The sequence below is a fragment of the Metamycoplasma faucium genome (genome assembly GCF_045160055.1).
Lineage (GTDB): Bacteria > Bacillota_I > Bacilli_A > Mycoplasmatales > Metamycoplasmataceae > Metamycoplasma > Metamycoplasma faucium.
Genome location: NZ_CP088155.1, coordinates 133,157 through 155,776, shown reverse-complemented (window position 1 = coordinate 155,776; position 22,620 = coordinate 133,157). Strand labels below are relative to the sequence as shown.

27 protein-coding genes are annotated in these 22,620 nt (G+C 24.2%); 1 reads left to right on the top strand and 26 read right to left on the bottom strand.

Features of this window, described 5'->3' with window-relative positions:
- Positions 1–9 precede the first annotated feature (9 nt).
- The 12 genes from LQ356_RS00680 to LQ356_RS00625 all read right to left on the bottom strand — a co-directional run bounded on the left by LQ356_RS00680 (position 10) and on the right by LQ356_RS00625 (position 10,193).
- Positions 10–543 carry a hypothetical protein gene (locus LQ356_RS00680; RefSeq protein ID WP_405311809.1) on the bottom strand — a complete coding sequence of 178 codons (534 nt, stop codon included), beginning with the start codon at positions 541–543 and terminating at the stop codon, positions 10–12.
- A 47-nt stretch (positions 544–590) separates the two neighbouring features.
- A complete protein-coding gene (locus LQ356_RS00675; RefSeq protein WP_405311807.1) occupies positions 591–1,640 on the bottom strand; it encodes a hypothetical protein in 1,050 nt (349 codons plus the stop codon).
- 5 nt (positions 1,641–1,645) lie between these two features.
- A complete protein-coding gene (locus tag LQ356_RS00670; protein ID WP_405311806.1) occupies positions 1,646–2,713 on the bottom strand; it encodes a hypothetical protein in 1,068 nt (355 codons plus the stop codon).
- Entirely contained in the window at positions 2,694–3,845 is a 1,152-nt protein-coding gene (locus LQ356_RS00665; RefSeq protein WP_405311804.1) for a htpn, read from the bottom strand. The genes LQ356_RS00670 and LQ356_RS00665 overlap by 20 nt, the downstream gene beginning before the upstream one ends.
- A 1-nt stretch (position 3,846) precedes the next feature.
- A complete protein-coding gene (locus LQ356_RS00660; RefSeq protein ID WP_405311803.1) occupies positions 3,847–4,389 on the bottom strand; it encodes a hypothetical protein in 543 nt (180 codons plus the stop codon).
- Complete coding sequence (locus LQ356_RS00655) at positions 4,383–4,697, bottom strand: hypothetical protein (protein WP_405311801.1); 315 nt, start codon at positions 4,695–4,697, stop codon at positions 4,383–4,385. Before LQ356_RS00655 ends, LQ356_RS00660 begins: the two co-directional genes overlap by 7 nt.
- A 10-nt stretch (positions 4,698–4,707) precedes the next feature.
- Positions 4,708–5,247 carry a hypothetical protein gene (locus LQ356_RS00650; protein ID WP_405311825.1) on the bottom strand — a complete coding sequence of 180 codons (540 nt, stop codon included), beginning with the start codon at positions 5,245–5,247 and terminating at the stop codon, positions 4,708–4,710.
- A 9-nt stretch (positions 5,248–5,256) separates the two neighbouring features.
- Positions 5,257–6,936, bottom strand: a complete 1,680-nt coding sequence (locus LQ356_RS00645; RefSeq protein ID WP_405311796.1) for a hypothetical protein — start codon at positions 6,934–6,936, stop codon at positions 5,257–5,259.
- A 116-nt stretch (positions 6,937–7,052) separates the two neighbouring features.
- A complete protein-coding gene (locus tag LQ356_RS00640) occupies positions 7,053–7,199 on the bottom strand; it encodes a hypothetical protein (protein ID WP_405311794.1) in 147 nt (48 codons plus the stop codon).
- A complete protein-coding gene (locus LQ356_RS00635; RefSeq protein WP_405311792.1) occupies positions 7,186–8,106 on the bottom strand; it encodes a DnaB-like helicase C-terminal domain-containing protein in 921 nt (306 codons plus the stop codon). Before LQ356_RS00635 ends, LQ356_RS00640 begins: the two co-directional genes overlap by 14 nt.
- Before the next feature lie 545 nt (positions 8,107–8,651).
- Positions 8,652–9,140, bottom strand: a complete 489-nt coding sequence (locus LQ356_RS00630; protein ID WP_405311823.1) for an ethanolamine utilization protein — start codon at positions 9,138–9,140, stop codon at positions 8,652–8,654.
- Positions 9,141–9,179: 39 nt separating this feature from the next.
- On the bottom strand, positions 9,180–10,193 hold the full coding sequence (locus tag LQ356_RS00625; RefSeq protein WP_405311821.1) for a tyrosine-type recombinase/integrase: 1,014 nt from the start codon (positions 10,191–10,193) through the stop codon (positions 9,180–9,182).
- Between the two features lie 212 nt (positions 10,194–10,405).
- On the opposite strand from LQ356_RS00625, the gene LQ356_RS00620 reads away from it, so the two are divergent.
- A complete protein-coding gene (locus LQ356_RS00620; protein WP_405311819.1) occupies positions 10,406–10,834 on the top strand; it encodes a hypothetical protein in 429 nt (142 codons plus the stop codon).
- 101 nt (positions 10,835–10,935) lie between these two features.
- Here the strand turns inward: LQ356_RS00620 and LQ356_RS00615 are convergent, their stop codons facing one another.
- From LQ356_RS00615 to LQ356_RS00550, 14 genes are all read right to left on the bottom strand, one after another.
- Complete coding sequence (locus LQ356_RS00615) at positions 10,936–11,595, bottom strand: hypothetical protein (protein WP_405311817.1); 660 nt, start codon at positions 11,593–11,595, stop codon at positions 10,936–10,938.
- A gap of 137 nt (positions 11,596–11,732) precedes the next feature.
- A complete protein-coding gene (locus LQ356_RS00610; protein ID WP_405311816.1) occupies positions 11,733–12,311 on the bottom strand; it encodes a nucleotidyltransferase domain-containing protein in 579 nt (192 codons plus the stop codon).
- The gene (locus LQ356_RS00605) at positions 12,311–13,786 is read right to left on the bottom strand and encodes a hypothetical protein (RefSeq protein WP_405311814.1); all 1,476 of its coding nucleotides are present in this window, start codon (positions 13,784–13,786) and stop codon (positions 12,311–12,313) included. The genes LQ356_RS00610 and LQ356_RS00605 overlap by 1 nt, the downstream gene beginning before the upstream one ends.
- Positions 13,774–15,192: a hypothetical protein gene (locus LQ356_RS00600; RefSeq protein WP_405311812.1), complete on the bottom strand. Its 1,419-nt coding sequence runs from the start codon at positions 15,190–15,192 to the stop codon at positions 13,774–13,776. Before LQ356_RS00600 ends, LQ356_RS00605 begins: the two co-directional genes overlap by 13 nt.
- Positions 15,192–16,079 carry a hypothetical protein gene (locus tag LQ356_RS00595; RefSeq protein WP_405311810.1) on the bottom strand — a complete coding sequence of 296 codons (888 nt, stop codon included), beginning with the start codon at positions 16,077–16,079 and terminating at the stop codon, positions 15,192–15,194. The genes LQ356_RS00600 and LQ356_RS00595 overlap by 1 nt, the downstream gene beginning before the upstream one ends.
- A 21-nt stretch (positions 16,080–16,100) precedes the next feature.
- Positions 16,101–16,634 carry a hypothetical protein gene (locus tag LQ356_RS00590; protein WP_405311809.1) on the bottom strand — a complete coding sequence of 178 codons (534 nt, stop codon included), beginning with the start codon at positions 16,632–16,634 and terminating at the stop codon, positions 16,101–16,103.
- A gap of 47 nt (positions 16,635–16,681) precedes the next feature.
- A complete protein-coding gene (locus tag LQ356_RS00585; protein WP_405311807.1) occupies positions 16,682–17,731 on the bottom strand; it encodes a hypothetical protein in 1,050 nt (349 codons plus the stop codon).
- 5 nt (positions 17,732–17,736) lie between these two features.
- Positions 17,737–18,804: a hypothetical protein gene (locus tag LQ356_RS00580; RefSeq protein WP_405311806.1), complete on the bottom strand. Its 1,068-nt coding sequence runs from the start codon at positions 18,802–18,804 to the stop codon at positions 17,737–17,739.
- Positions 18,785–19,936 (bottom strand): htpn, encoded by a 1,152-nt coding sequence (locus LQ356_RS00575; protein ID WP_405311804.1) that lies wholly within the window; start codon positions 19,934–19,936, stop codon positions 18,785–18,787. The genes LQ356_RS00580 and LQ356_RS00575 overlap by 20 nt, the downstream gene beginning before the upstream one ends.
- Before the next feature lies 1 nt (position 19,937).
- Positions 19,938–20,480, bottom strand: coding sequence for a hypothetical protein (locus tag LQ356_RS00570; protein WP_405311803.1), 543 nt, complete (start codon positions 20,478–20,480; stop codon positions 19,938–19,940).
- Positions 20,474–20,788, bottom strand: a complete 315-nt coding sequence (locus tag LQ356_RS00565) for a hypothetical protein (RefSeq protein WP_405311801.1) — start codon at positions 20,786–20,788, stop codon at positions 20,474–20,476. Before LQ356_RS00565 ends, LQ356_RS00570 begins: the two co-directional genes overlap by 7 nt.
- 10 nt (positions 20,789–20,798) lie before the next feature.
- Positions 20,799–21,101 (bottom strand): hypothetical protein, encoded by a 303-nt coding sequence (locus LQ356_RS00560; protein WP_405311800.1) that lies wholly within the window; start codon positions 21,099–21,101, stop codon positions 20,799–20,801.
- 145 nt (positions 21,102–21,246) lie between these two features.
- Positions 21,247–22,266 (bottom strand): IS30 family transposase, encoded by a 1,020-nt coding sequence (locus LQ356_RS00555; protein WP_405311318.1) that lies wholly within the window; start codon positions 22,264–22,266, stop codon positions 21,247–21,249.
- Positions 22,267–22,322: 56 nt separating this feature from the next.
- Complete coding sequence (locus tag LQ356_RS00550) at positions 22,323–22,619, bottom strand: hypothetical protein (RefSeq protein WP_405311798.1); 297 nt, start codon at positions 22,617–22,619, stop codon at positions 22,323–22,325.
- Position 22,620: the final 1 nt, after the last annotated feature.

Below are 22,620 nucleotides of genomic sequence, written 5' to 3'. Positions count from 1 at the left end.
TTATTAGTTTTATTTAATTCTTCTTGCTCCTATATCAAATGATTGTGTTCCATTTAGTTTAGTGTCTAATGTTTCTATATTTTCAATTTGTTTTGGTTCTACAATCTCAGGAGTTATATTTTTTGATTTAGCTATTTTTAAAGCTTCTGATTTTAAATTCAAAAAATCTAAATCTTCATATTTAATATCTTCTAAATCTGTTTTAGGTAGTTTTAAGTTACTCCATTCTTTTTCAAAATTATTTTTTATTTGCGCGCTTATTTTTGAAAATTTATTTTGTAGCTCATTATTAACCTTTTCAAAATCAAGTAAAGTTTTGTTTTTGTTTTCTATTTCTTCATTTAACTTTTCAACTTCACTTATTTTGTTTTGGACTTTATTTTTGATATATGATTCTAGTTCTGGTTTATCTAGGAAAAGACCATAAACTCCTAGTGCTTCTTTAAAATCCTTAGTTGAAGCATCTTCCTTTAAATTTAGTTTTTCTAAAACTTCTGCTTCCTCTAATTTAAATAATTCAGCTAATTTTTTAAGTAAATTCATTTTTACTCGCTTTCTTCCGTCTTTAAAGGCAGCAGTTCCTTTTATAATTAATCAATATATTTAATATGCAATTGAGATAAATTTTTAACATTAGGAATTAAAAAACCTATGTTATTTATTTCAATAACTTGTGGGAAAAATATACCTTTAATAATTAGTTTTTCTCTTTTGTTTATTTTAAAATTGAAAGGTCTAATTTTACCTATTGCATTAGCTACATCTTTTCAAGATGAATAATCTAAAATAAAATTATTTTTAAATAATTGTTTTGTAATTTCGGGATAACCAGCAATAACTGTTTCTTGGTCTCTTTCAATTCAAAATTCAATTGTTCTAATTTCAATAGTATGATAATAATGAGGCAATAATAATGTTGGTAGTGCTGCTCCGTGAGATCAAATAGTAAACAGTCAAGCAAATACCACTTGTGCATTACCGTTGTTATATCAAAGTTCCTTGGTAATTGCTCTAAATTTATTTTCAAAAACTTCATTCACTGCTTTTCAATTTGAAGCTTTATTATATTGAATTCATTTTTGAAATCTTGCAGGTATAAATTCATTTACATTTACATAATGGTCTTTAGCAACTCCGCTGCCTTGCGACCAATACGGAACGTCCATAGGCACTGTGCATGCATAAGTTTTTGGTTTAGATATTATTTTTCATTCTTTACCATAATTATCTTCAATATATTTATTTAAAAAGCCTTGTTCATATTGCTTCTCTAACTCAAATTTTGAAGGGTCTAAAAATACTCTTTGAACATTTTTTGAATTAATAACATTTCCTTGAGAATCTAAAGGATTTTTATTTCCATATAATAATTGATAAGGAGAATTTATTTGCTCTGGTAATATCATATTAATCTTGTATTTTAAATAATCAGCAGTTACTTTTGAATAATCTAAATCAATATTAACTTCTTTTAAATTTATAGATAAATCTTGATAATTAATTGATTGTGAATTTCTAAATTTTTTAATATTAGAGTTATTGCTAATAACAGGAATATATCAGTTTTTATATTTCTTTTCTGGTGATGCAGTTCCACCGCCACCGCCATTAGGCGCTAAAATATCATCTTTAATATGCATAATTATTACTCCTTAATTTCCTCAGATTTTTTAACAGCTACTTCTTTTAGCTCATAAAATTCACTTCTTAAATAAATTGTTTCCCCAACCATATCAAAATAAAAAGGAAGTATAAATTTATGCAATGTAGAAAATCCCCCACCTACACAAAATACTGATTTTAAAAAACCTGAACACATTAAAACTAATAATTCAATTTGTTCCTTGTTAAATTCACTTTGATTTCTTAATAAAGAAATTTCATAATTAACATATTCTTCAGCATTGTTTCCATTGTAAATTTTTTTGAATTCTTTTATATAGTTTTCATCCTTACCAGCAAATCCAGACATTACCACATTTTGATTTGAATATATTTCATAAATTTTTTTGAAAAAATTTTTATATTCCGGAACTAGTTGTTCTTGTCAATTAATTCCATACCGTTCATTAATATTTATATCTCTTACGTCAATATTGCTAAATTTTGATAGAAAAGTCATATAAACCTTATTTTGTTCATCATTTACTTCAATTGGATTAACTATCATTGATAGCATATTTTTATCAACAATTAACTCTTCTTGTGTTTTATCAACTTTTTCAACTAAAGCTTTTTGAAATAAAAAGTTTTCTCTAATGTTTATATCCAATTGTGAAGTTTCATTTATTTTAAGATTTGGATAAATGACAAATTTTTTATTATTTATATAATCTTCTAATCTTTGACAAACTGCAACATTAACAGCTTCATTTAATTTCTCTGGAGAATAAGTAGTATTAATATTTTCAACTATATAATATTCATTCTCTGTTGTAGCGTTTTTAAGAATTAGAATTTTGTTTGTTAAATTTAATTTATTATTAAAAATTATTGAATACTTTGAATCTGAATCAACTTCATCAGATAATGGAGTTTGATTATAAACTAAATCACTAATCATTCCTTGAACTTTTTCCAATTTGGACAAATCAAAATCTATTATGTTTATTGAACCAGGAACAGTGCAAATATCATCAATGAAAATTAACTTAGCATAAAATGTTTGTAAAACAGATTTATCAACTACTTCATTAATCTTTGTTATCTCCATTATTACTTTCTTCCTTTTCTTCTTGGTTTGTTTGAACTAATTGATTTTGATTAATAACACTACCATCTAAATTAACAGCATATTTTTTAGCTTCTGTTATTAATCATTCAGTAGACCCATAAATTAAAACTTTTTCAACATTTAAATCAGGATAAAATTGATTCAAGAATTCTTTAAATTGTAATTCCCGTAAATTTGCTTTTGATTCAATGTAATCTTCAAAATCAGAGTTTAAAGCTTGTGCTTCGACATTATGCATATTTTTAGTTCCAAAATCATTTGAGTCTTGTTTTAAATAAGCAAATCTTTTTATTCAACTAATATTTTTTTCTATTTTTTGAATAACTATTTGTGATTGTGAATTAGATTGCAAAATTCTTAAAGGGTCATATTCATACATTTGAAGTTGTGGTGAAATGCCTATAAATCTTTTATCTAAATCTTCTAATCCGTCTTGAATTTGTTTTTTAATTCCATTATTATCAGTCGCAAATATTCAAGGTGCAGACAAATATGAATCTTTAATTAATACTTCAATATCTTTATCTAGAAGCTTAAAAAATTCTCCATTAACTAAATTTAAATCAGGTTGTTTTAAAGTATTGTTATAAAAAATCTTATAAGGAATTTCAATAAACTTTGTTGGTTTATATTCACAAAAATTAAATAAAATATCTTTAGCTTCTTGGTCTGAAATTTTGTCAGGTTTTACAATTGCATAATCAAACAATAATTTTTCATTTTTGTATTCAAATGTTTCAAATACATAAATTGGCGCTTTGGAATTATTAAACTCAAGTTTTGTTTTTAAATATTTAATATTCCCATTTACTTCTACATAATCTAAAATATCAGCAACTAATCAATTATTTCTTAAAGCAGCAATTCCTTTTTCATATAGTAAGGCTTCAAGTTTTTGCAAAGTTAGAAGTTTATATGAAGAAGCAAATTCATTAGCTTGTAGAGCATTTAAACCCTCAATTTTGGGGAAATTACTTCACAATGTTTGTAATGTAGATTGAATACCAAACTTAAGGAATTGATTTTTACTATTAATTGGTTGATTTTTAAGTTTAGTAACTTTTTCATTCATTTGTAGCTTTAATTTTTCTAATGCTTGTTCGGTAGTCATTTTATGCTTCTTCACTTTCTATTTGATTTAAAACTGCTTTTTCAAAATCAATAATGCTATTTCAAGATTTATTAAAATTTTTAAATCTTTTAATGTTTGATAAAACACAGAAATCTCTTTTTTCTAGCCCATTGTCCAGAGTGAAAACTTTTCGATTAACTTCTAATCCATGATGATTCTTTAAGAAATCTCAAAAAAATGATGGTTCAGTTGATTCATAAATCAATAAATAATTTTTATCTTTATTCTTTTTTATGTTTATAGCTATTGAAGATACTACTCACTCATTATGTAGTCTCATTCTTTCTCAATTGACATCACTTTCTTTTCTGTAATCAACACTTCTAACTCTTCATTTTCCTAATGGTGATATTTCTCAATAAGGACATAGACTTGAATTTTTATTTCAGTAAATAGTATTAAAATTTTTGTATACAACTAATTTATAGTTACTATGATAAGTTTTCAAATTATCTATGTTTAATGTTGCATAATTGCTGTCATTACAATTAATATCTCTAATTAAATCATTACTTTCTAACATATTTGTTTCTCCCAATTTCAATCAATTTCAGAAACCTTATATATTTTGTTTGAGTTTTTAAAACTTAATCATTCAATTTCTTTTGCTAAAACTTCAAGAATTTCAACGTCTCTTTTAGTTGACAAAAAATTCCAACAACTTTCTAAACCATTAACCCTTTTTCTATTCAAATAACTTGAATATGAAATATATAAATAACCCGAATATATATTATTGTCATTTTTTAATTTTAAATTTATGCAACTTCCATTAATAAACTGTCCAATGTGTATTATTTTGTCTGTTTCGTTTTTTGTTATTTCATTCATTTTATTTTCCTTAAATCTCTTCCATCTTTCAAATAATGTTTTTTAAATCACAAATTTTATCTTGATAATGGGTTATTTTTTCATTGAATTCATTGTTTAAATCTTTATACAATTCTTCTAATTTTTTAAAATCTTTATTTAATGTTTTATAATCACTTTTATAATTAAAAACATTGTCAAAAACTATTTTATTATTAATTTTTTTGCCTTGTTTATCAAATTCATTTAATAAATCCATTAGTGCTTTTTCACAATTCTTTAAATATTTATAAATTGCATTTTGCTTATTCCCTAAAACTGAATAATATTCCATTAATTCAGTTATTAAAATGCTTATGTCTCTTGTTTGTTTATCTTGATTATCAAATTTTTCATTAGATTGTTTTAATGCTTTAACATTTTCTAAATCATTTAATATCTCTTTCTTCATTTTTTCATAAAGCAGGCTATATTCGCCTGCTCAATACATTCTAGATGTATCGCTTTGAGGCTTTCCTCATTTTTGATATTTTTCTATCAATTCTTCAATATTTTTAAAAACTTTTTCCATTATTTATCCTTAATTATTTTCTAAATTTTCATATAGCAAAGCATATTGATATTTAAACAATAAACTACTACTCATTTCAAATGCATTAACAACATCATATATTTCAGGATGAATTGATTCATCTCTTTTCTCAATCTTATCAAGTGGTTTTGTATTATCTTTTATAACAACTTGTTTCGCTAAACACTTTAATAAAATTTCATTATTTGGCAATAAATTAATTAATCCATTTTCAAAAATATTTTTTTGCCACATTTGTCTATCTACTATTCCAAATTGTTGTGTTGGTTTTCTAACTGCTTTAATAGCTCAACAATTAATTTTCTTATCTTCAAATAAAATATTTAAAGCTTCAATACTTGCGTGATTATCACAAAACAAAACAGAAGTCTTTGAATATAGAAAGTTACTATTTGAATAAGAATATGGAAGATATTTTTCTACTTCATTATTCATTTTGCTAATAATTTCAACTATTTTTTCATTTATAGCTTTATTTTTCCAATATGTTTTTTGTGGAATTAATCTTTTGATATCTTCAATTACTTTAAGAACAATTATTCTTCCATCTTTATGTAGTGCAACAGTAACAAATGCAGCATTATCATGAATTCCTGGGTCATATCCATGATAAATTCCTAATATTTCTTGATTTTGCAAATATTGATAAAACTTATTTTTAGATATAGTTTTAATTTTCTTTCGAATATTTCCTTCATCGTCAAAAATAATGTTTTTCATAAAATAATTTAATTTGTTATCTTCAAAGTTAAATGCAAACCCAACAACAGTAATAACTCATAACCGATAATTAGTTTGTTTTAATAAATCTAAATTCTTTTGTTGCATTTCAGAGAAATATTTTTTAGGAATGAAATATTTTGAGAACATTGTAACTATTATTCCTAACCCATTGCTGAAGTCACTATTTTCTCGTTGAATAAAATTGTTGTCCAATAATTCATTTAAAACATTTTGATTTATTGATTCATCTTCTTCTAAAATCTTAATAGCTTCTTGATGATAATTTTTAATTAGAAAATGATTAGTTGTAAATATGTTGTAAAGAAATGTAACATTAATTTTAAAATTATCAGGAGCTACTTCTCTTAAAACAGTATTAGCAATTAGTAATGGTAATTTTTCTTCCTGTAATGCATATATTTCTTCCAATTCATGAGGCAATTTATTACTATCTGCAGTATCTTCTAATGGCTCATCAATAACTAATTCACCAAATCTAAAATTAGAATTTTTAAGTGTAAATCCTTGAAATGCTTGAATCTTTTCTCAATTTTGAAAATATATTGCTCTATCTAATCCGTTATCATCAAATTTTCAATATGCAGCTTCATTTGTTACATAGAAATAATCTCTAAAATCTAAATTATGTTCTTCTGCTAAAAAATATAAAACTTTTTCTAACATAGGTCTAAGTGTATTTTTAATGTGATTAAATTGATTTCTACATCATACTGAACAAAAATTATTTTCATTAACAATACGATATATAGTTTCAATCATTCTACTAAATGATTTAGATACTCCTTTTGCTCCTGAATAGATTTTATAAAATGAATTTGATTTATAAGCTTCAAATGTTGGATTTACTTCCTGGTCTGTATAATGTAGTAATTCTGCTAATTTTTCAATAGTAAATTTAGGTGGTTTATTGTTTAATGTTGGCATATTTAAATCTATCTAAATTGCATTGTATTTTAATTACTTGTATGTATGTGTATATATATACCTACATATATAACTTTAGTTATATGTAGTATATACACATACAAGTAATACAATGCTTATTTTTTATTTCAATACCAATCCATATCAAACTCTTGAGCTCAATCTAATACTTCTTTAAAACAGTTTTTACAACAATGTAAAGAACCAAATTTAGCAAGGTCTATAGTTGAACCACATTTAACACATTTTTTACAATCTTCCATTTTTATCCCCTTTATTTTTTGCTATTACAGAAAAATTATCATTGTCAAAGAATTTTGCTTTTTCTGTATAAAATACTAAATTTGAAGTATTACATAATCCATTTCTATTTTTTGCAATAGTTAGTTGCAATTCTAAGATTGAATTATTGTTATAAATATTGTTATCTTGTGAATATAAAAACATAATCACGTCTGCATCTTGTTCTATTGAGCTTGTCCCTTTTAAATCCGAAAAAGTAGGAATAACTGTTTTACGTTTTTCATATTCTCTGCTTAATTGAGCTAAACAAAATACATTAATGTTATTTATCTTAGCAATTTGCTTTAATTGTTTAGAAGTATCTTCCTGTGCTTTATATTCAATTGCATTAAACAAGTTACTATCCAAAAGTTGAAAATAATCAATAAATATTGATTTAACTTTAATATCTTTTTCTTTTAACTCATTTAAAAGTTTTTGAATGTAAGCAGGAGTTATTTGTTCATTTGCTTCATTGTCAAAAACTAAAATATTTTTATTGTGAAATTCAGTTTTAATTCTTTCTATTTCTGTTTTAATTTCTTCGTCAGGGTCATAATTATTAATATCAAATTTAGTTAATGAATTACTTTCAATTTGAATAAATCTTTTGTAGACATCAACAGCTGATAGTTCTAAACTCAAAAACAAAATATATTCAGATTCTTTTAATTGCTTTGCAGCATTAATTATCATATTTTGCAATAAAGTAGTTTTACCAACTCCTGGTCTAGCAGCTAAAATATATAATTGTCTATTTTGCAATCCGTCAGTGAATTTATCAATAGATTTGAAATTTGTAAATAATGTTTTATCTCTTTTTTCTAATTCTTGCATGTCTTTATATTTTTCGTATAAATTTGAAAGTTCATAAATACTTGAACTCATTAATTTTCCTTTCTAAAATCACATATACCATTAAATGTTTTAAGGGGGTATTTTTTTCTAAGGGGTCGTTCATATAGTCCCTTAAAAAATGTATATAGTCCCTAATTATTAGATTTTGGGAACTTTATTGTTATATAGTCCCTAACTTTACAAGTTCATTAAATCTATTATTGAACTAATTCTATATTTGCTTTTGATTGTAAGTGAAACTTATACGCATTGTGAACTTTTATATAAGCATATTTATAATATAAATATCTTATATAAAGGAGCAATGCGGAAGAGAGATACTAACATAAAAAAATAATTAGAATTGAGTACCTTATTTAATTGATTTAATGAACTTGTAAAATAAAACAATAATGTGATTTTTACAATTCACTAAATGAAGAGAAAGGAATTAAAAAAGCCCCTTCTGGGACTTTATAATGAATTTTGGGTACTATATATAAATATAGTCCTAAATAAAGTCCCTACATATAGTCCCGAAATCTCTTATGAATTTAGAGAAAAATATGCACTTCTACTCTAATATTAGCACAATTTTAAAACAAATTTACATTTTCTAGATTTTCATTCATAAAAATTCACTCATTTTGTTTCTTATAAGCTAATACAATTTCATAATTTCTTGAATTTGCAAATGTTTTAATATGCTTTAAATTTGAAAAATTATTGTTTGATTTTACTTGAATTACATATGTTTTATTATCTTTTTTAGCAATTAAATCTATACCAATAACAGCATCAATAATCATAAAAGTAGAATTTACTTTATATTCATTTTTAGTTAACAAATTTAATAATTCTTGCTCTCTTTTTTGATTTATATAACCATAATAGAAAATGACGTTATAAGCAAGAGAAAAATTATCTTTGGTGTGTTTGTTGTTCCTACTTAAATAATGTCCTAATTTAACACAAAAAGCACCACTATAAGCATTTTTAAACTCTTCAAATGTCTTAAAATCATTCTTTCAAAGAATTTCCTTAATATTTATTCCTAAATCTTTTCAAGTTGGTAATTTTGTCATATATAAATTTTAAACAAATAAAAAATAGCTATTGCTATTTTAATTCTTATTTTCAACACTTAGTTTATCTTCTAAATAAAAAGGTAATATTATTTTATTATTTGTAGCTTTTATTTGTTCTCTTAACATTTCTATTTCAACTTTTAGTTTTTTGTTTTCCAAAATTAAATCTTCTTCTGTTTTATTTTCTAATCCATTATCAATGAAATTTTCCATTGTTTGTTGCATTTTTGATAATTTTCTATTAGCTAATATTGGATTATATGTTAGATAAGTTGAAGCAGTAACATTTGAATTTACATGTCCTATAACTTTTGCTATCTCTTCAATAGTTGATTTTTCATTAGAAATTGTAACAAAAGTGTGCCTCAATATATGAGCAGATATTTTAGCTTTAAAATTAGGGTGTTTTGATAAAACAAATTTATTAAACAAGTTAAAGTTATTTTTGATAGTCTTAGCAGTTCAATTTAGATTTAGTCCATTTATAATAGCAGGTTTAATATCACTAAATTCTTTGTTATTTGAAGAAATTATTTTAAAAGGTCTTGGGTTATTATTTTTAGCTGTTTTTATAATTGTTTCAAAATTATTAGCTCTTAAATCATCTCAATTTATATATTCTCATTCACTAACTCTTATTCCAGTTGTTAGCATTACTTTAAAGATGATTTCAAATTTATAATTATTATAATTTTTAAGTTCTGCAAATAAAATATCTAATTCTTCTTTTGTATATGGTCTTCTAGTGCCACGTTCAATTTTGTATTTGTTAATTCTTTCATTAAATGGAATGTATATTTTATTTCTTTTTGAGAATCATTCACAAAAAGCTCTAAAAGTAGCTCGATACATAAATAATGAATTTTGACTTAGTCCTGAATTATCTAAAATAAAATTGATTTGATTTAATAGTTCATCAACTGTTTCTCAATTTTGTAAATTCTTTAGAATATATTTATATGTTTGCAATGTTTTTGCACTTCTATTATTTGTTTTAATTTGATATTCAAATTGTTCATAGAACATTTGAAGTTGTTCAATATTTGTCATGTTTTCTCCTTATGATTGGAGAAATTGCCTTTTTTTATTTAATTTCTCCATTTGTTGCTAAAAAATAAAAAAGTAATAAAGTTATGAAACTCTACTACCCTCTTCATTTAGTGAATATTGTTTTAAAGAAAAATTTGCTAAGAAGTCAGGTGGTGTAGAGTGGTGCTTTCTTTTTTAGCATAATTATTATAACAAAATATTATAATTTTTATATGACAAAACAAGAACGCGAACAAAAATTACAACAAAAATATGAACAAGCTCTAAAAGATAGAGTCCAACTAATTAAAGATTGAAAACATAGAGCTAAATGATCTATTGCTTATTTAATTTATTTTCCCATTTTTTTAATTTTATTTACTACTGTTCTCGTTTTAATTTTTACTCTTGGAAAAATTGGGTTTTATTTTATACCATTTGCAGGACTTCTTTTTACTAGTTGGGCTGCAATATATTTAGTATTTGGTATTACAAATAACTATGTTTCTTCAAACACTCCATTTATGTTTGTCTTATCAGTGCTAATTCCTATTGGAGGATTCATTGCAGGTGTTGTTATGGCTATTAATTTATTGCGTTGATATAAAAAAGTTTTAAGAGAAAATACTGATGAAGCATTAAAATTTGCTATTTTTTCATAAAAATTACATAAAAAAACCACCCCTACAACGACGATTTTAATGAAAAGACGTATAGTTGTATGTCTTTTGTCGTTCTAGAGGGGTATTTTTTAAGCAAATTCTTAATAAATTGTAGCTTTTACCTTAGAATTTTCTTCCATAGCTTCATTTTGTGCTTTTTGTTCAGCAACATTTTCTACTATTTCTTCAGCAATATTATTTGTAGCTTCTGCTCCATTTAATTTAATATTATTAATTAATTCTTGTGCTTTTTTAATTTGATTTCAAAAAGCAAGTTGTTCAGTTTTTTCTAATTCAAAAAACTTTATTTTTTTAATTAATTGTTCATTTTCTGTTTTTATAGCTATTAGTTCTTTAGATTGTTCAGCATATTTCTCTTTTAATGCTAAAAGCTCATTAGAAAGTGTATCAGATTGTTTTAAATATTCATTTAACTTTGCCTCTAATTCTTTGTTATATTCAATATTAGAATTCTTTTGATACATTTCTAATTTTTTAATCAATAAGACATTTTCATCAGTTGCTTTCTTTAAATCAATTTTTAAATCAAATATGAAAGCATCTGTTTTCTCTTTGTACAGTTTAAAATCAAGCTTATTATCACTATTTTCCTTTTCTAAGAAATCAAGCTTATTTTTGATATATTTGTTTTTCTTACTTTGTTTTATTGCTGTTAATATAAGTGTCAAAATAAGACCTAATAATGCTGATAAAATTGGCATTAATATTGGTGCTAAATCTTTAATAAATTGTGTTCTCATAATTTCCTTTCTATTTTTTAATAAAAACCTTTAGTTTTGTAAATAGTCAATTTAATCAACTAATTTCAAAATTTTTGTATAGTCATAAAAGTGCAAAAAATAAAAATATTAAGCTAATTACTAATCCAATAATTCATTTAAATATTTTCATAATCTTCTTTTAAATTTCTTAAATAAAAACTTAATAGTTTCTTTCGACAAAATTCAAAGTAATCTATTTCATCTTTTGTTACTTTTCCTAATTTAATTTTTTTGATTTTTTCAAAGTTTAATACAATATTACCTACTAATAATGATAAATAACAAATATGATAAGCTAATTTTCTTTGCAAAAATGAATAACTATAATATCTAACGCTATTTCAATACCTTTTAATAAATTTAATTAATATTTTATTCATTTGCATTTCTATTTTCTTTTTAAATGATTCAAAATCAAAATCATTAGATTTGTAAAGAATATGTTCTGGTTTTACAAATAAATATTGAAGTAAAGATATTTCGGTTAATGCATCATTAATGCTTTTTATTTGCAAATCATAATTTATGAAAAATATATCAATTCCGTTTTCTTTATAACTATCTGGTAATGTTTGACTATCCAATAAAATTTCAATATCAGTATCACTATTTTCAGTAGTTAATCCTAACATTCTTGAGCCTTTTAAAAATATTGCTTTAGGATTATATTTTTCAATATATTTATTAATATCCATTAATCTACTAACTCCTTACTAGAATTTAACTCCATAAACACATAAGTATAACCGTTGGATGTGCTTCCCCCGCTAGTTGTTGGAGCTTGAGCTTCATCTACTTTAACAATATAAACTTTTTTACCACCAAAATTAGCAATGTCACCAACATTATATTTTGGGGTGTCTTCGTTTTCATACTTTGTTCTAAGAAAACCTAGATTTAATTTAGACTCATTATTTACAATTAATTTATTAGCAAAATTAAGCAAAATATTTAATATTAATTTTTGACCATTATCAATATCAACATCTTTTTGTTTTAATGATGTAATCTCATTATCAATATTTTTTGCTGCAATATTAGATTTTTCTAATGCTTCAATATTAGATTTAGTTTTATTATTTATCTCTAATTGTTCTGATTTAAATTTAGAAAAGGAAAGTTTAAGGTTTTCATCTAACTCTGAATTATCTTTTAGAAGTTTTTCAATTTTAGTGTCAAATTGATTTAGTTTTTCTAAAGCAGGGTCAATTGAATTTACCTTAGTTTCTAATAAATTTGATTTATCTAAATTTTCATATAATGATTTTAATTTATCATAATTAATAGTTTGTTTTGGTTTAGATTCATCATCTGGATGTGGAAAAGAAATTTCATCATAAGATAAGTCCATTCCCTCTCCTGCACTTGCAATCTTTATACCTTCTGGACGAATGTAAGTTTGATATTGCTCGCCACATACATCCATTCCTAGTTCATCATTAGCAAATGTAATTTTTATATAATCATTTCCGTCTTTTGCACCTAAATAATCAGGCGATTCAATATTATTGTTTAGAAAATTTCTAACATTATCAGATAATTTGTTTTCCTTTTTGTCATTTATCTCTAATTGGTTTGATTTAAATTTAGAAAAGGAAAGTTTAAGGTTCTCATCTGATTCTGAATTATCTTTTAGAAGTTTCTCAATTTTACTATCAAATTGATTTAGTTTTTCTAAAACTGAAGTTATGTTTAAATAATCATCTTTATTGATTTTTAAATCACTTCAAGATGGATATGTTAAATAAGCAATTGCTTCAGCTGATAGTAAGCTTTGAAAATTATTAAATTCTCTTCCTACTGTAGCAAGTGAAAAATTAGATGTAATTAATTTATCCTTTTGAGAAAATTCAGGGAATTTTTCGGTAGCTAACCTATATTTAATTTCAGTATAAACAGAACAAATAAAATTTGAAACTCTTTGTTTACCTAATATCTCAATAATTTGCTCTAAAGTTAAATCTAATGCTAAAAATTGTGACATTTTTTGATTTATAAATAAATCACAAGTTTGGAAAACATTAAACAGTAGTTTATTGAACAAATCTATTTCAGAAATATTAGGTTCAATGTTTTTTACGAATTGAGGAATTTCAATAGTTTTTGAATATCAATAATTATTTTTAAATTCATCAATATTAAAATTTAATTTATCAATTATTTTTTTCATTTTCTCCTTCCTCTTGGTTTTACATAAGTATAGTTTTTAATAGTTTTTGAAAATTGATGGTAAAAAGCTACTTTTCTAAGCCCCTTAGTTCCTGCTTTAATAGCATACATTGGTTTATTTTCTAAAATACTTCTACCAAAACTAACTGCAGGTCTAATATATTTAAAATTTCAACCTTTTAATGCTCCTTGTTTAGCTCCTTGTTTAAACTCTTCTGCTACTGTTTTAAAACCTTGATTTCATAACCATTTATCCTTTTTTATAGATTCATGTATTGCATTTATAGTTCTATAGCTATGAGCTATTGTATTAATAAGATTAGAAAATAAAGGAATAGTTGACATAGCAATAAATCCATTAAATTTTCTCAATATTTTTCCAATATCTCATCCTCAAGCAAAATACCTTAAATAATGACTACCAGGCGAAGAAGTTGTTAAAAATTGCATTATTAACTTTGAATCTTTTTGTCATAAAATAACTGGTTTTTTCTTAGTGTATTTTTTAAATCTAATAACAGCATTTAAATTTTTAAAATCCCAAGCACTGTTAGTTTCTAAAATGGTAATAGTATCTAATCAAGAACTATTTAAGGGTATTCTTTTCATAGATTCTTTTAAAGTTTTTCCACCTTTTGAAAATACCTTTTTAACTTTCTCAGTAGCAAACTTATTAAATGCTTTTACAATTTTACTTCTTGGTTTTTTTAATGCTAAATCAATTGCTTTTTTAGCAGCGAATCTTGGAGAAGTTAATAAAGAAACTACGGTTCTAGCTTTAGTAAAAGCTTTTGTTACCTTATTTAAAAAAGTTTTGGTTTTACTAAACACTTCTTTAGATTGTTCAGCAGTTTGTTTAAATACATTTTCAGAATTATTAAGAGTTGATAGTATTTCTTTAGATGTTTTTTTAAAAGTATTATAGTTTGATAAATTATTTCCTTTTAAAGGTTTAGTACCAAAAGTAGCAAGCTGTTTTGCTCCTTGTTTAAATTGCTTTTTAAATTTAACATTACTATCAATAATATTATCAGCAAGCGAAAGAACTTTATTATGTGACCTTGCAGCTTTAAATAGTTTAAGACCTTTAGTAATTGCTCCAGCAACATTAAATCCTGCTGTAATACCAAAATCTACTCAATCAACTTTTCCGTCATTTTCTATTAAATTGAATATTAAGTCTAATAATGTTTCTAATCCAAATTCAATAGCAGTTCCTAGCCCCGGAACTAATCCATCTATAAATTTTCCCAAAAAGGTTATAGAAATTGATATTGCTGTTTGTAATATTAATCTAACTCATTTTCACCATACAGTATTTTTTAATGAATATTCTTTAAATTTTTCTTTATGGTCTGCTTTTACAATTTCATAAGCATTTTTGCTTTTACCACTATATGTAAGCATTATTTATTAAATATACTTCTAAAACATGTTGGATAAGCTATTCCAAATAATGACATAGCTTCATAATACATTCCATAGTCATTTGTAGGTGCTAATCTTTCATAGTTTGCAGCATTAACATTAATCATTGATGCTACCGAAAAATTAGTACATGCAATCGCATCAATATCTGTTAAATATTTATTAGCTATGACAGTATAACCACCTACAGTTGCTATTGAATATTGTCCACCAACAAACATTTGTTCAGCATAGTTTCCAACTAATCCTGCTTCACTTAGTCTATCTAATACTTCAGGTTTAACATGAATTATAATGTCCGATTTTTTAATTCCATTAATACCTTCTTTGTCATCTTTATGTTTAGTTAGTGCAGTTCCTAATGCTACAACTGCTTTTCTAACGTCTTTATCTGAAATTGAATCAGATAATAAATCCTTAACTTGTTTATGTGTGTCACTTGTTTTAACTTTCTTTTCAAGTTCAGTTCAACAATAGGTTTCAAAATTGTCATTAAAATCAGCTGAAGCTTTTTCAATTTTAATTGAAGCTGCAGCAGGTACACCTAATAATGTATCAGCATGAGTAAATGCTAATGATTGAAATTGTGGTAAATTTCAATTAAAGCTAATTTTTGTATAGTTTCCTTTTTCGAATTCTCCAGGTCCTGGATTTTTCTTTTCATTTCAAGTTTGTCCAATGTTCTTGATAAATGTTGCAGAAGCTTCCGAAACTGAACCTAATGATAGATTAGTTCCTAAAGTTCCTATTAGTGAATATTGAACTATATATGAGTTAATTTCATTTCTTGTTTTTTGGTCTAATGAAAATGCTTCATTATCTTTTTGATTTGCAAATAATGCATTTAAATATTGTTTAAATTCCATTTTTAATTTCCTTTATTAGTTTTATTTAATTCTTCTTGCTCCTATATCAAATGATTGTGTTCCATTTAGTTTAGTGTCTAATGTTTCTATATTTTCAATTTGTTTTGGTTCTACAATCTCAGGAGTTATATTTTTTGATTTAGCTATTTTTAAAGCTTCTGATTTTAAATTCAAAAAATCTAAATCTTCATATTTAATATCTTCTAAATCTGTTTTAGGTAGTTTTAAGTTACTCCATTCTTTTTCAAAATTATTTTTTATTTGCGCGCTTATTTTTGAAAATTTATTTTGTAGCTCATTATTAACCTTTTCAAAATCAAGTAAAGTTTTGTTTTTGTTTTCTATTTCTTCATTTAACTTTTCAACTTCACTTATTTTGTTTTGGACTTTATTTTTGATATATGATTCTAGTTCTGGTTTATCTAGGAAAAGACCATAAACTCCTAGTGCTTCTTTAAAATCCTTAGTTGAAGCATCTTCCTTTAAATTTAGTTTTTCTAAAACTTCTGCTTCCTCTAATTTAAATAATTCAGCTAATTTTTTAAGTAAATTCATTTTTACTCGCTTTCTTCCGTCTTTAAAGGCAGCAGTTCCTTTTATAATTAATCAATATATTTAATATGCAATTGAGATAAATTTTTAACATTAGGAATTAAAAAACCTATGTTATTTATTTCAATAACTTGTGGGAAAAATATACCTTTAATAATTAGTTTTTCTCTTTTGTTTATTTTAAAATTGAAAGGTCTAATTTTACCTATTGCATTAGCTACATCTTTTCAAGATGAATAATCTAAAATAAAATTATTTTTAAATAATTGTTTTGTAATTTCGGGATAACCAGCAATAACTGTTTCTTGGTCTCTTTCAATTCAAAATTCAATTGTTCTAATTTCAATAGTATGATAATAATGAGGCAATAATAATGTTGGTAGTGCTGCTCCGTGAGATCAAATAGTAAACAGTCAAGCAAATACCACTTGTGCATTACCGTTGTTATATCAAAGTTCCTTGGTAATTGCTCTAAATTTATTTTCAAAAACTTCATTCACTGCTTTTCAATTTGAAGCTTTATTATATTGAATTCATTTTTGAAATCTTGCAGGTATAAATTCATTTACATTTACATAATGGTCTTTAGCAACTCCGCTGCCTTGCGACCAATACGGAACGTCCATAGGCACTGTGCATGCATAAGTTTTTGGTTTAGATATTATTTTTCATTCTTTACCATAATTATCTTCAATATATTTATTTAAAAAGCCTTGTTCATATTGCTTCTCTAACTCAAATTTTGAAGGGTCTAAAAATACTCTTTGAACATTTTTTGAATTAATAACATTTCCTTGAGAATCTAAAGGATTTTTATTTCCATATAATAATTGATAAGGAGAATTTATTTGCTCTGGTAATATCATATTAATCTTGTATTTTAAATAATCAGCAGTTACTTTTGAATAATCTAAATCAATATTAACTTCTTTTAAATTTATAGATAAATCTTGATAATTAATTGATTGTGAATTTCTAAATTTTTTAATATTAGAGTTATTGCTAATAACAGGAATATATCAGTTTTTATATTTCTTTTCTGGTGATGCAGTTCCACCGCCACCGCCATTAGGCGCTAAAATATCATCTTTAATATGCATAATTATTACTCCTTAATTTCCTCAGATTTTTTAACAGCTACTTCTTTTAGCTCATAAAATTCACTTCTTAAATAAATTGTTTCCCCAACCATATCAAAATAAAAAGGAAGTATAAATTTATGCAATGTAGAAAATCCCCCACCTACACAAAATACTGATTTTAAAAAACCTGAACACATTAAAACTAATAATTCAATTTGTTCCTTGTTAAATTCACTTTGATTTCTTAATAAAGAAATTTCATAATTAACATATTCTTCAGCATTGTTTCCATTGTAAATTTTTTTGAATTCTTTTATATAGTTTTCATCCTTACCAGCAAATCCAGACATTACCACATTTTGATTTGAATATATTTCATAAATTTTTTTGAAAAAATTTTTATATTCCGGAACTAGTTGTTCTTGTCAATTAATTCCATACCGTTCATTAATATTTATATCTCTTACGTCAATATTGCTAAATTTTGATAGAAAAGTCATATAAACCTTATTTTGTTCATCATTTACTTCAATTGGATTAACTATCATTGATAGCATATTTTTATCAACAATTAACTCTTCTTGTGTTTTATCAACTTTTTCAACTAAAGCTTTTTGAAATAAAAAGTTTTCTCTAATGTTTATATCCAATTGTGAAGTTTCATTTATTTTAAGATTTGGATAAATGACAAATTTTTTATTATTTATATAATCTTCTAATCTTTGACAAACTGCAACATTAACAGCTTCATTTAATTTCTCTGGAGAATAAGTAGTATTAATATTTTCAACTATATAATATTCATTCTCTGTTGTAGCGTTTTTAAGAATTAGAATTTTGTTTGTTAAATTTAATTTATTATTAAAAATTATTGAATACTTTGAATCTGAATCAACTTCATCAGATAATGGAGTTTGATTATAAACTAAATCACTAATCATTCCTTGAACTTTTTCCAATTTGGACAAATCAAAATCTATTATGTTTATTGAACCAGGAACAGTGCAAATATCATCAATGAAAATTAACTTAGCATAAAATGTTTGTAAAACAGATTTATCAACTACTTCATTAATCTTTGTTATCTCCATTATTACTTTCTTCCTTTTCTTCTTGGTTTGTTTGAACTAATTGATTTTGATTAATAACACTACCATCTAAATTAACAGCATATTTTTTAGCTTCTGTTATTAATCATTCAGTAGACCCATAAATTAAAACTTTTTCAACATTTAAATCAGGATAAAATTGATTCAAGAATTCTTTAAATTGTAATTCCCGTAAATTTGCTTTTGATTCAATGTAATCTTCAAAATCAGAGTTTAAAGCTTGTGCTTCGACATTATGCATATTTTTAGTTCCAAAATCATTTGAGTCTTGTTTTAAATAAGCAAATCTTTTTATTCAACTAATATTTTTTTCTATTTTTTGAATAACTATTTGTGATTGTGAATTAGATTGCAAAATTCTTAAAGGGTCATATTCATACATTTGAAGTTGTGGTGAAATGCCTATAAATCTTTTATCTAAATCTTCTAATCCGTCTTGAATTTGTTTTTTAATTCCATTATTATCAGTCGCAAATATTCAAGGTGCAGACAAATATGAATCTTTAATTAATACTTCAATATCTTTATCTAGAAGCTTAAAAAATTCTCCATTAACTAAATTTAAATCAGGTTGTTTTAAAGTATTGTTATAAAAAATCTTATAAGGAATTTCAATAAACTTTGTTGGTTTATATTCACAAAAATTAAATAAAATATCTTTAGCTTCTTGGTCTGAAATTTTGTCAGGTTTTACAATTGCATAATCAAACAATAATTTTTCATTTTTGTATTCAAATGTTTCAAATACATAAATTGGCGCTTTGGAATTATTAAACTCAAGTTTTGTTTTTAAATATTTAATATTCCCATTTACTTCTACATAATCTAAAATATCAGCAACTAATCAATTATTTCTTAAAGCAGCAATTCCTTTTTCATATAGTAAGGCTTCAAGTTTTTGCAAAGTTAGAAGTTTATATGAAGAAGCAAATTCATTAGCTTGTAGAGCATTTAAACCCTCAATTTTGGGGAAATTACTTCACAATGTTTGTAATGTAGATTGAATACCAAACTTAAGGAATTGATTTTTACTATTAATTGGTTGATTTTTAAGTTTAGTAACTTTTTCATTCATTTGTAGCTTTAATTTTTCTAATGCTTGTTCGGTAGTCATTTTATGCTTCTTCACTTTCTATTTGATTTAAAACTGCTTTTTCAAAATCAATAATGCTATTTCAAGATTTATTAAAATTTTTAAATCTTTTAATGTTTGATAAAACACAGAAATCTCTTTTTTCTAGCCCATTGTCCAGAGTGAAAACTTTTCGATTAACTTCTAATCCATGATGATTCTTTAAGAAATCTCAAAAAAATGATGGTTCAGTTGATTCATAAATCAATAAATAATTTTTATCTTTATTCTTTTTTATGTTTATAGCTATTGAAGATACTACTCACTCATTATGTAGTCTCATTCTTTCTCAATTGACATCACTTTCTTTTCTGTAATCAACACTTCTAACTCTTCATTTTCCTAATGGTGATATTTCTCAATAAGGACATAGACTTGAATTTTTATTTCAGTAAATAGTATTAAAATTTTTGTATACAACTAATTTATAGTTACTATGATAAGTTTTCAAATTATCTATGTTTAATGTTGCATAATTGCTGTCATTACAATTAATATCTCTAATTAAATCATTACTTTCTAACATATTTGTTTCTCCCAATTTCAATCAATTTCAGAAACCTTATATATTTTGTTTGAGTTTTTAAAACTTAATCATTCAATTTCTTTTGCTAAAACTTCAAGAATTTCAACGTCTCTTTTAGTTGACAAAAAATTCCAACAACTTTCTAAACCATTAACCCTTTTTCTATTCAAATAACTTGAATATGAAATATATAAATAACCCGAATATATATTATTGTCATTTTTTAATTTTAAATTTATGCAACTTCCATTAATAAACTGTCCAATGTGTATTATTTTGTCTGTTTCGTTTTTTGTTATTTCATTCATTTTATTTTCCTTAAATCTCTTCCATCTTTCAAATAATGTTTTTTAAATCACAAATTTTATCTTGATAATGGGTTATTTTTTCATTGAATTCATTGTTTAAATCTTTATACAATTCTTCTAATTTTTTAAAATCTTTATTTAATGTTTTATAATCACTTTTATAATTAAAAACATTGTCAAAAACTATTTTATTATTAATTTTTTTGCCTTGTTTATCAAATTCATTTAATAAATCCATTAGTGCTTTTTCACAATTCTTTAAATATTTATAAATTGCATTTTGCTTATTCCCTAAAACTGAATAATATTCCATTAATTCAGTGCTAGAAAGTAATATGAAGTGCAACACTATGTGCTTCATATTTTATTTTATCTTTTTTCAAAAATTCATGTATTAAAAAAAGTAAAAAAATATGTTAAAAATAAACACATAGTGTTTTTAAATTAAATATTAATAATTATTCAAAAATCTTATTGTAAGTTTCAATTAAATTTTCCTTGTAATATTCTAATGAAGAATTTCAGTTCAATATTTTTCTACGTTTATAATTAATTTCTAATGTCACTTCTTTAATGTATTCAGGATCAATTTCATCAAAATTAGTTCCTTTAGGAAAATATCTTCTAAATAAACCGTTTCAATTTTCATTGCTTCCCTTTTGCCAAGATGCATATTTGTCTGTAAAATATATGCATATATCAAATTTATAAGCTAATAACCCTAATTTTCTAAATTCAAATCCATTATCAGTTGTAATTGATCTAACAGGAATATTGTTGGAACCTATAAGTTTAGAAAGAATTCTATTTAAATTATCTGGATGTTTTCCCTTTATCATTGCTGTATAGCAAAATCTAGTTTTTCGTTCAACAAATGTAATGATATGATATGCCCCACGAACATTTCTGCCACAAATAAGATCTAATTCTCAATGACCAAACTCAGATCTATCATTAATTTCTTGTGGACGAGTTCAAATTGGCTTTACATATTTAGCGCCAACTAGTCTATCAATTATATTTGTATTTGCTCTTTTTCCGCCCTTTTTATAATATCTTCGCAATAATTCTTTCCGTTGTATAGCCCATTTTCCTGAATTTATCCAATTAAAAATTGTTTTAAGCGAAGGGATAGGGTAATTAAAATTATTTTTAATATAAAAATAAGTATTTTCAACCATTCATTTTTTACCATCATATAATGCTACAAATTGATTGGTAAAATCTTCATATTTTTCATATATATGACGATCTCAAAAATAAAACTTGTGTTTATGCCTAGTCATAGCTTTTTTATCAGCTATTTCAGGATTGTATTCTAAATTAAAGCAATCAAAATTCCTTTTGATTTCTCGTGATATTGTTGAAGGACTTTTTTTAATTTCTTTAGATATTTTCCTAATTGAGTAATTTTTACTTAAATATTCTTTTATTAGAATTCTATTGGTATAATTTAAATGATTATAATTATTAATCATGAGTAACCGCCTTCTGAAGCAAAATGGTTGCTCTTTTTTTATATAAAAATGCAACTCTATAAATTATCTCATAGTGTTGCACTTGATATTACAATGTAGCCTGAATAATATTCCATTAATTCAGTTATTAAAATGCTTATGTCTCTTGTTTGTTTATCTTGATTATCAAATTTTTCATTAGATTGTTTTAATGCTTTAACATTTTCTAAATCATTTAATATCTCTTTCTTCATTTTTTCATAAAGCAGGCTATATTCGCCTGCTCAATACATTCTAGATGTATCGCTTTGAGGCTTTCCTCATTTTTGATATTTTTCTATCAATTCTTCAATATTTTTAAAAACTTTTTCCATT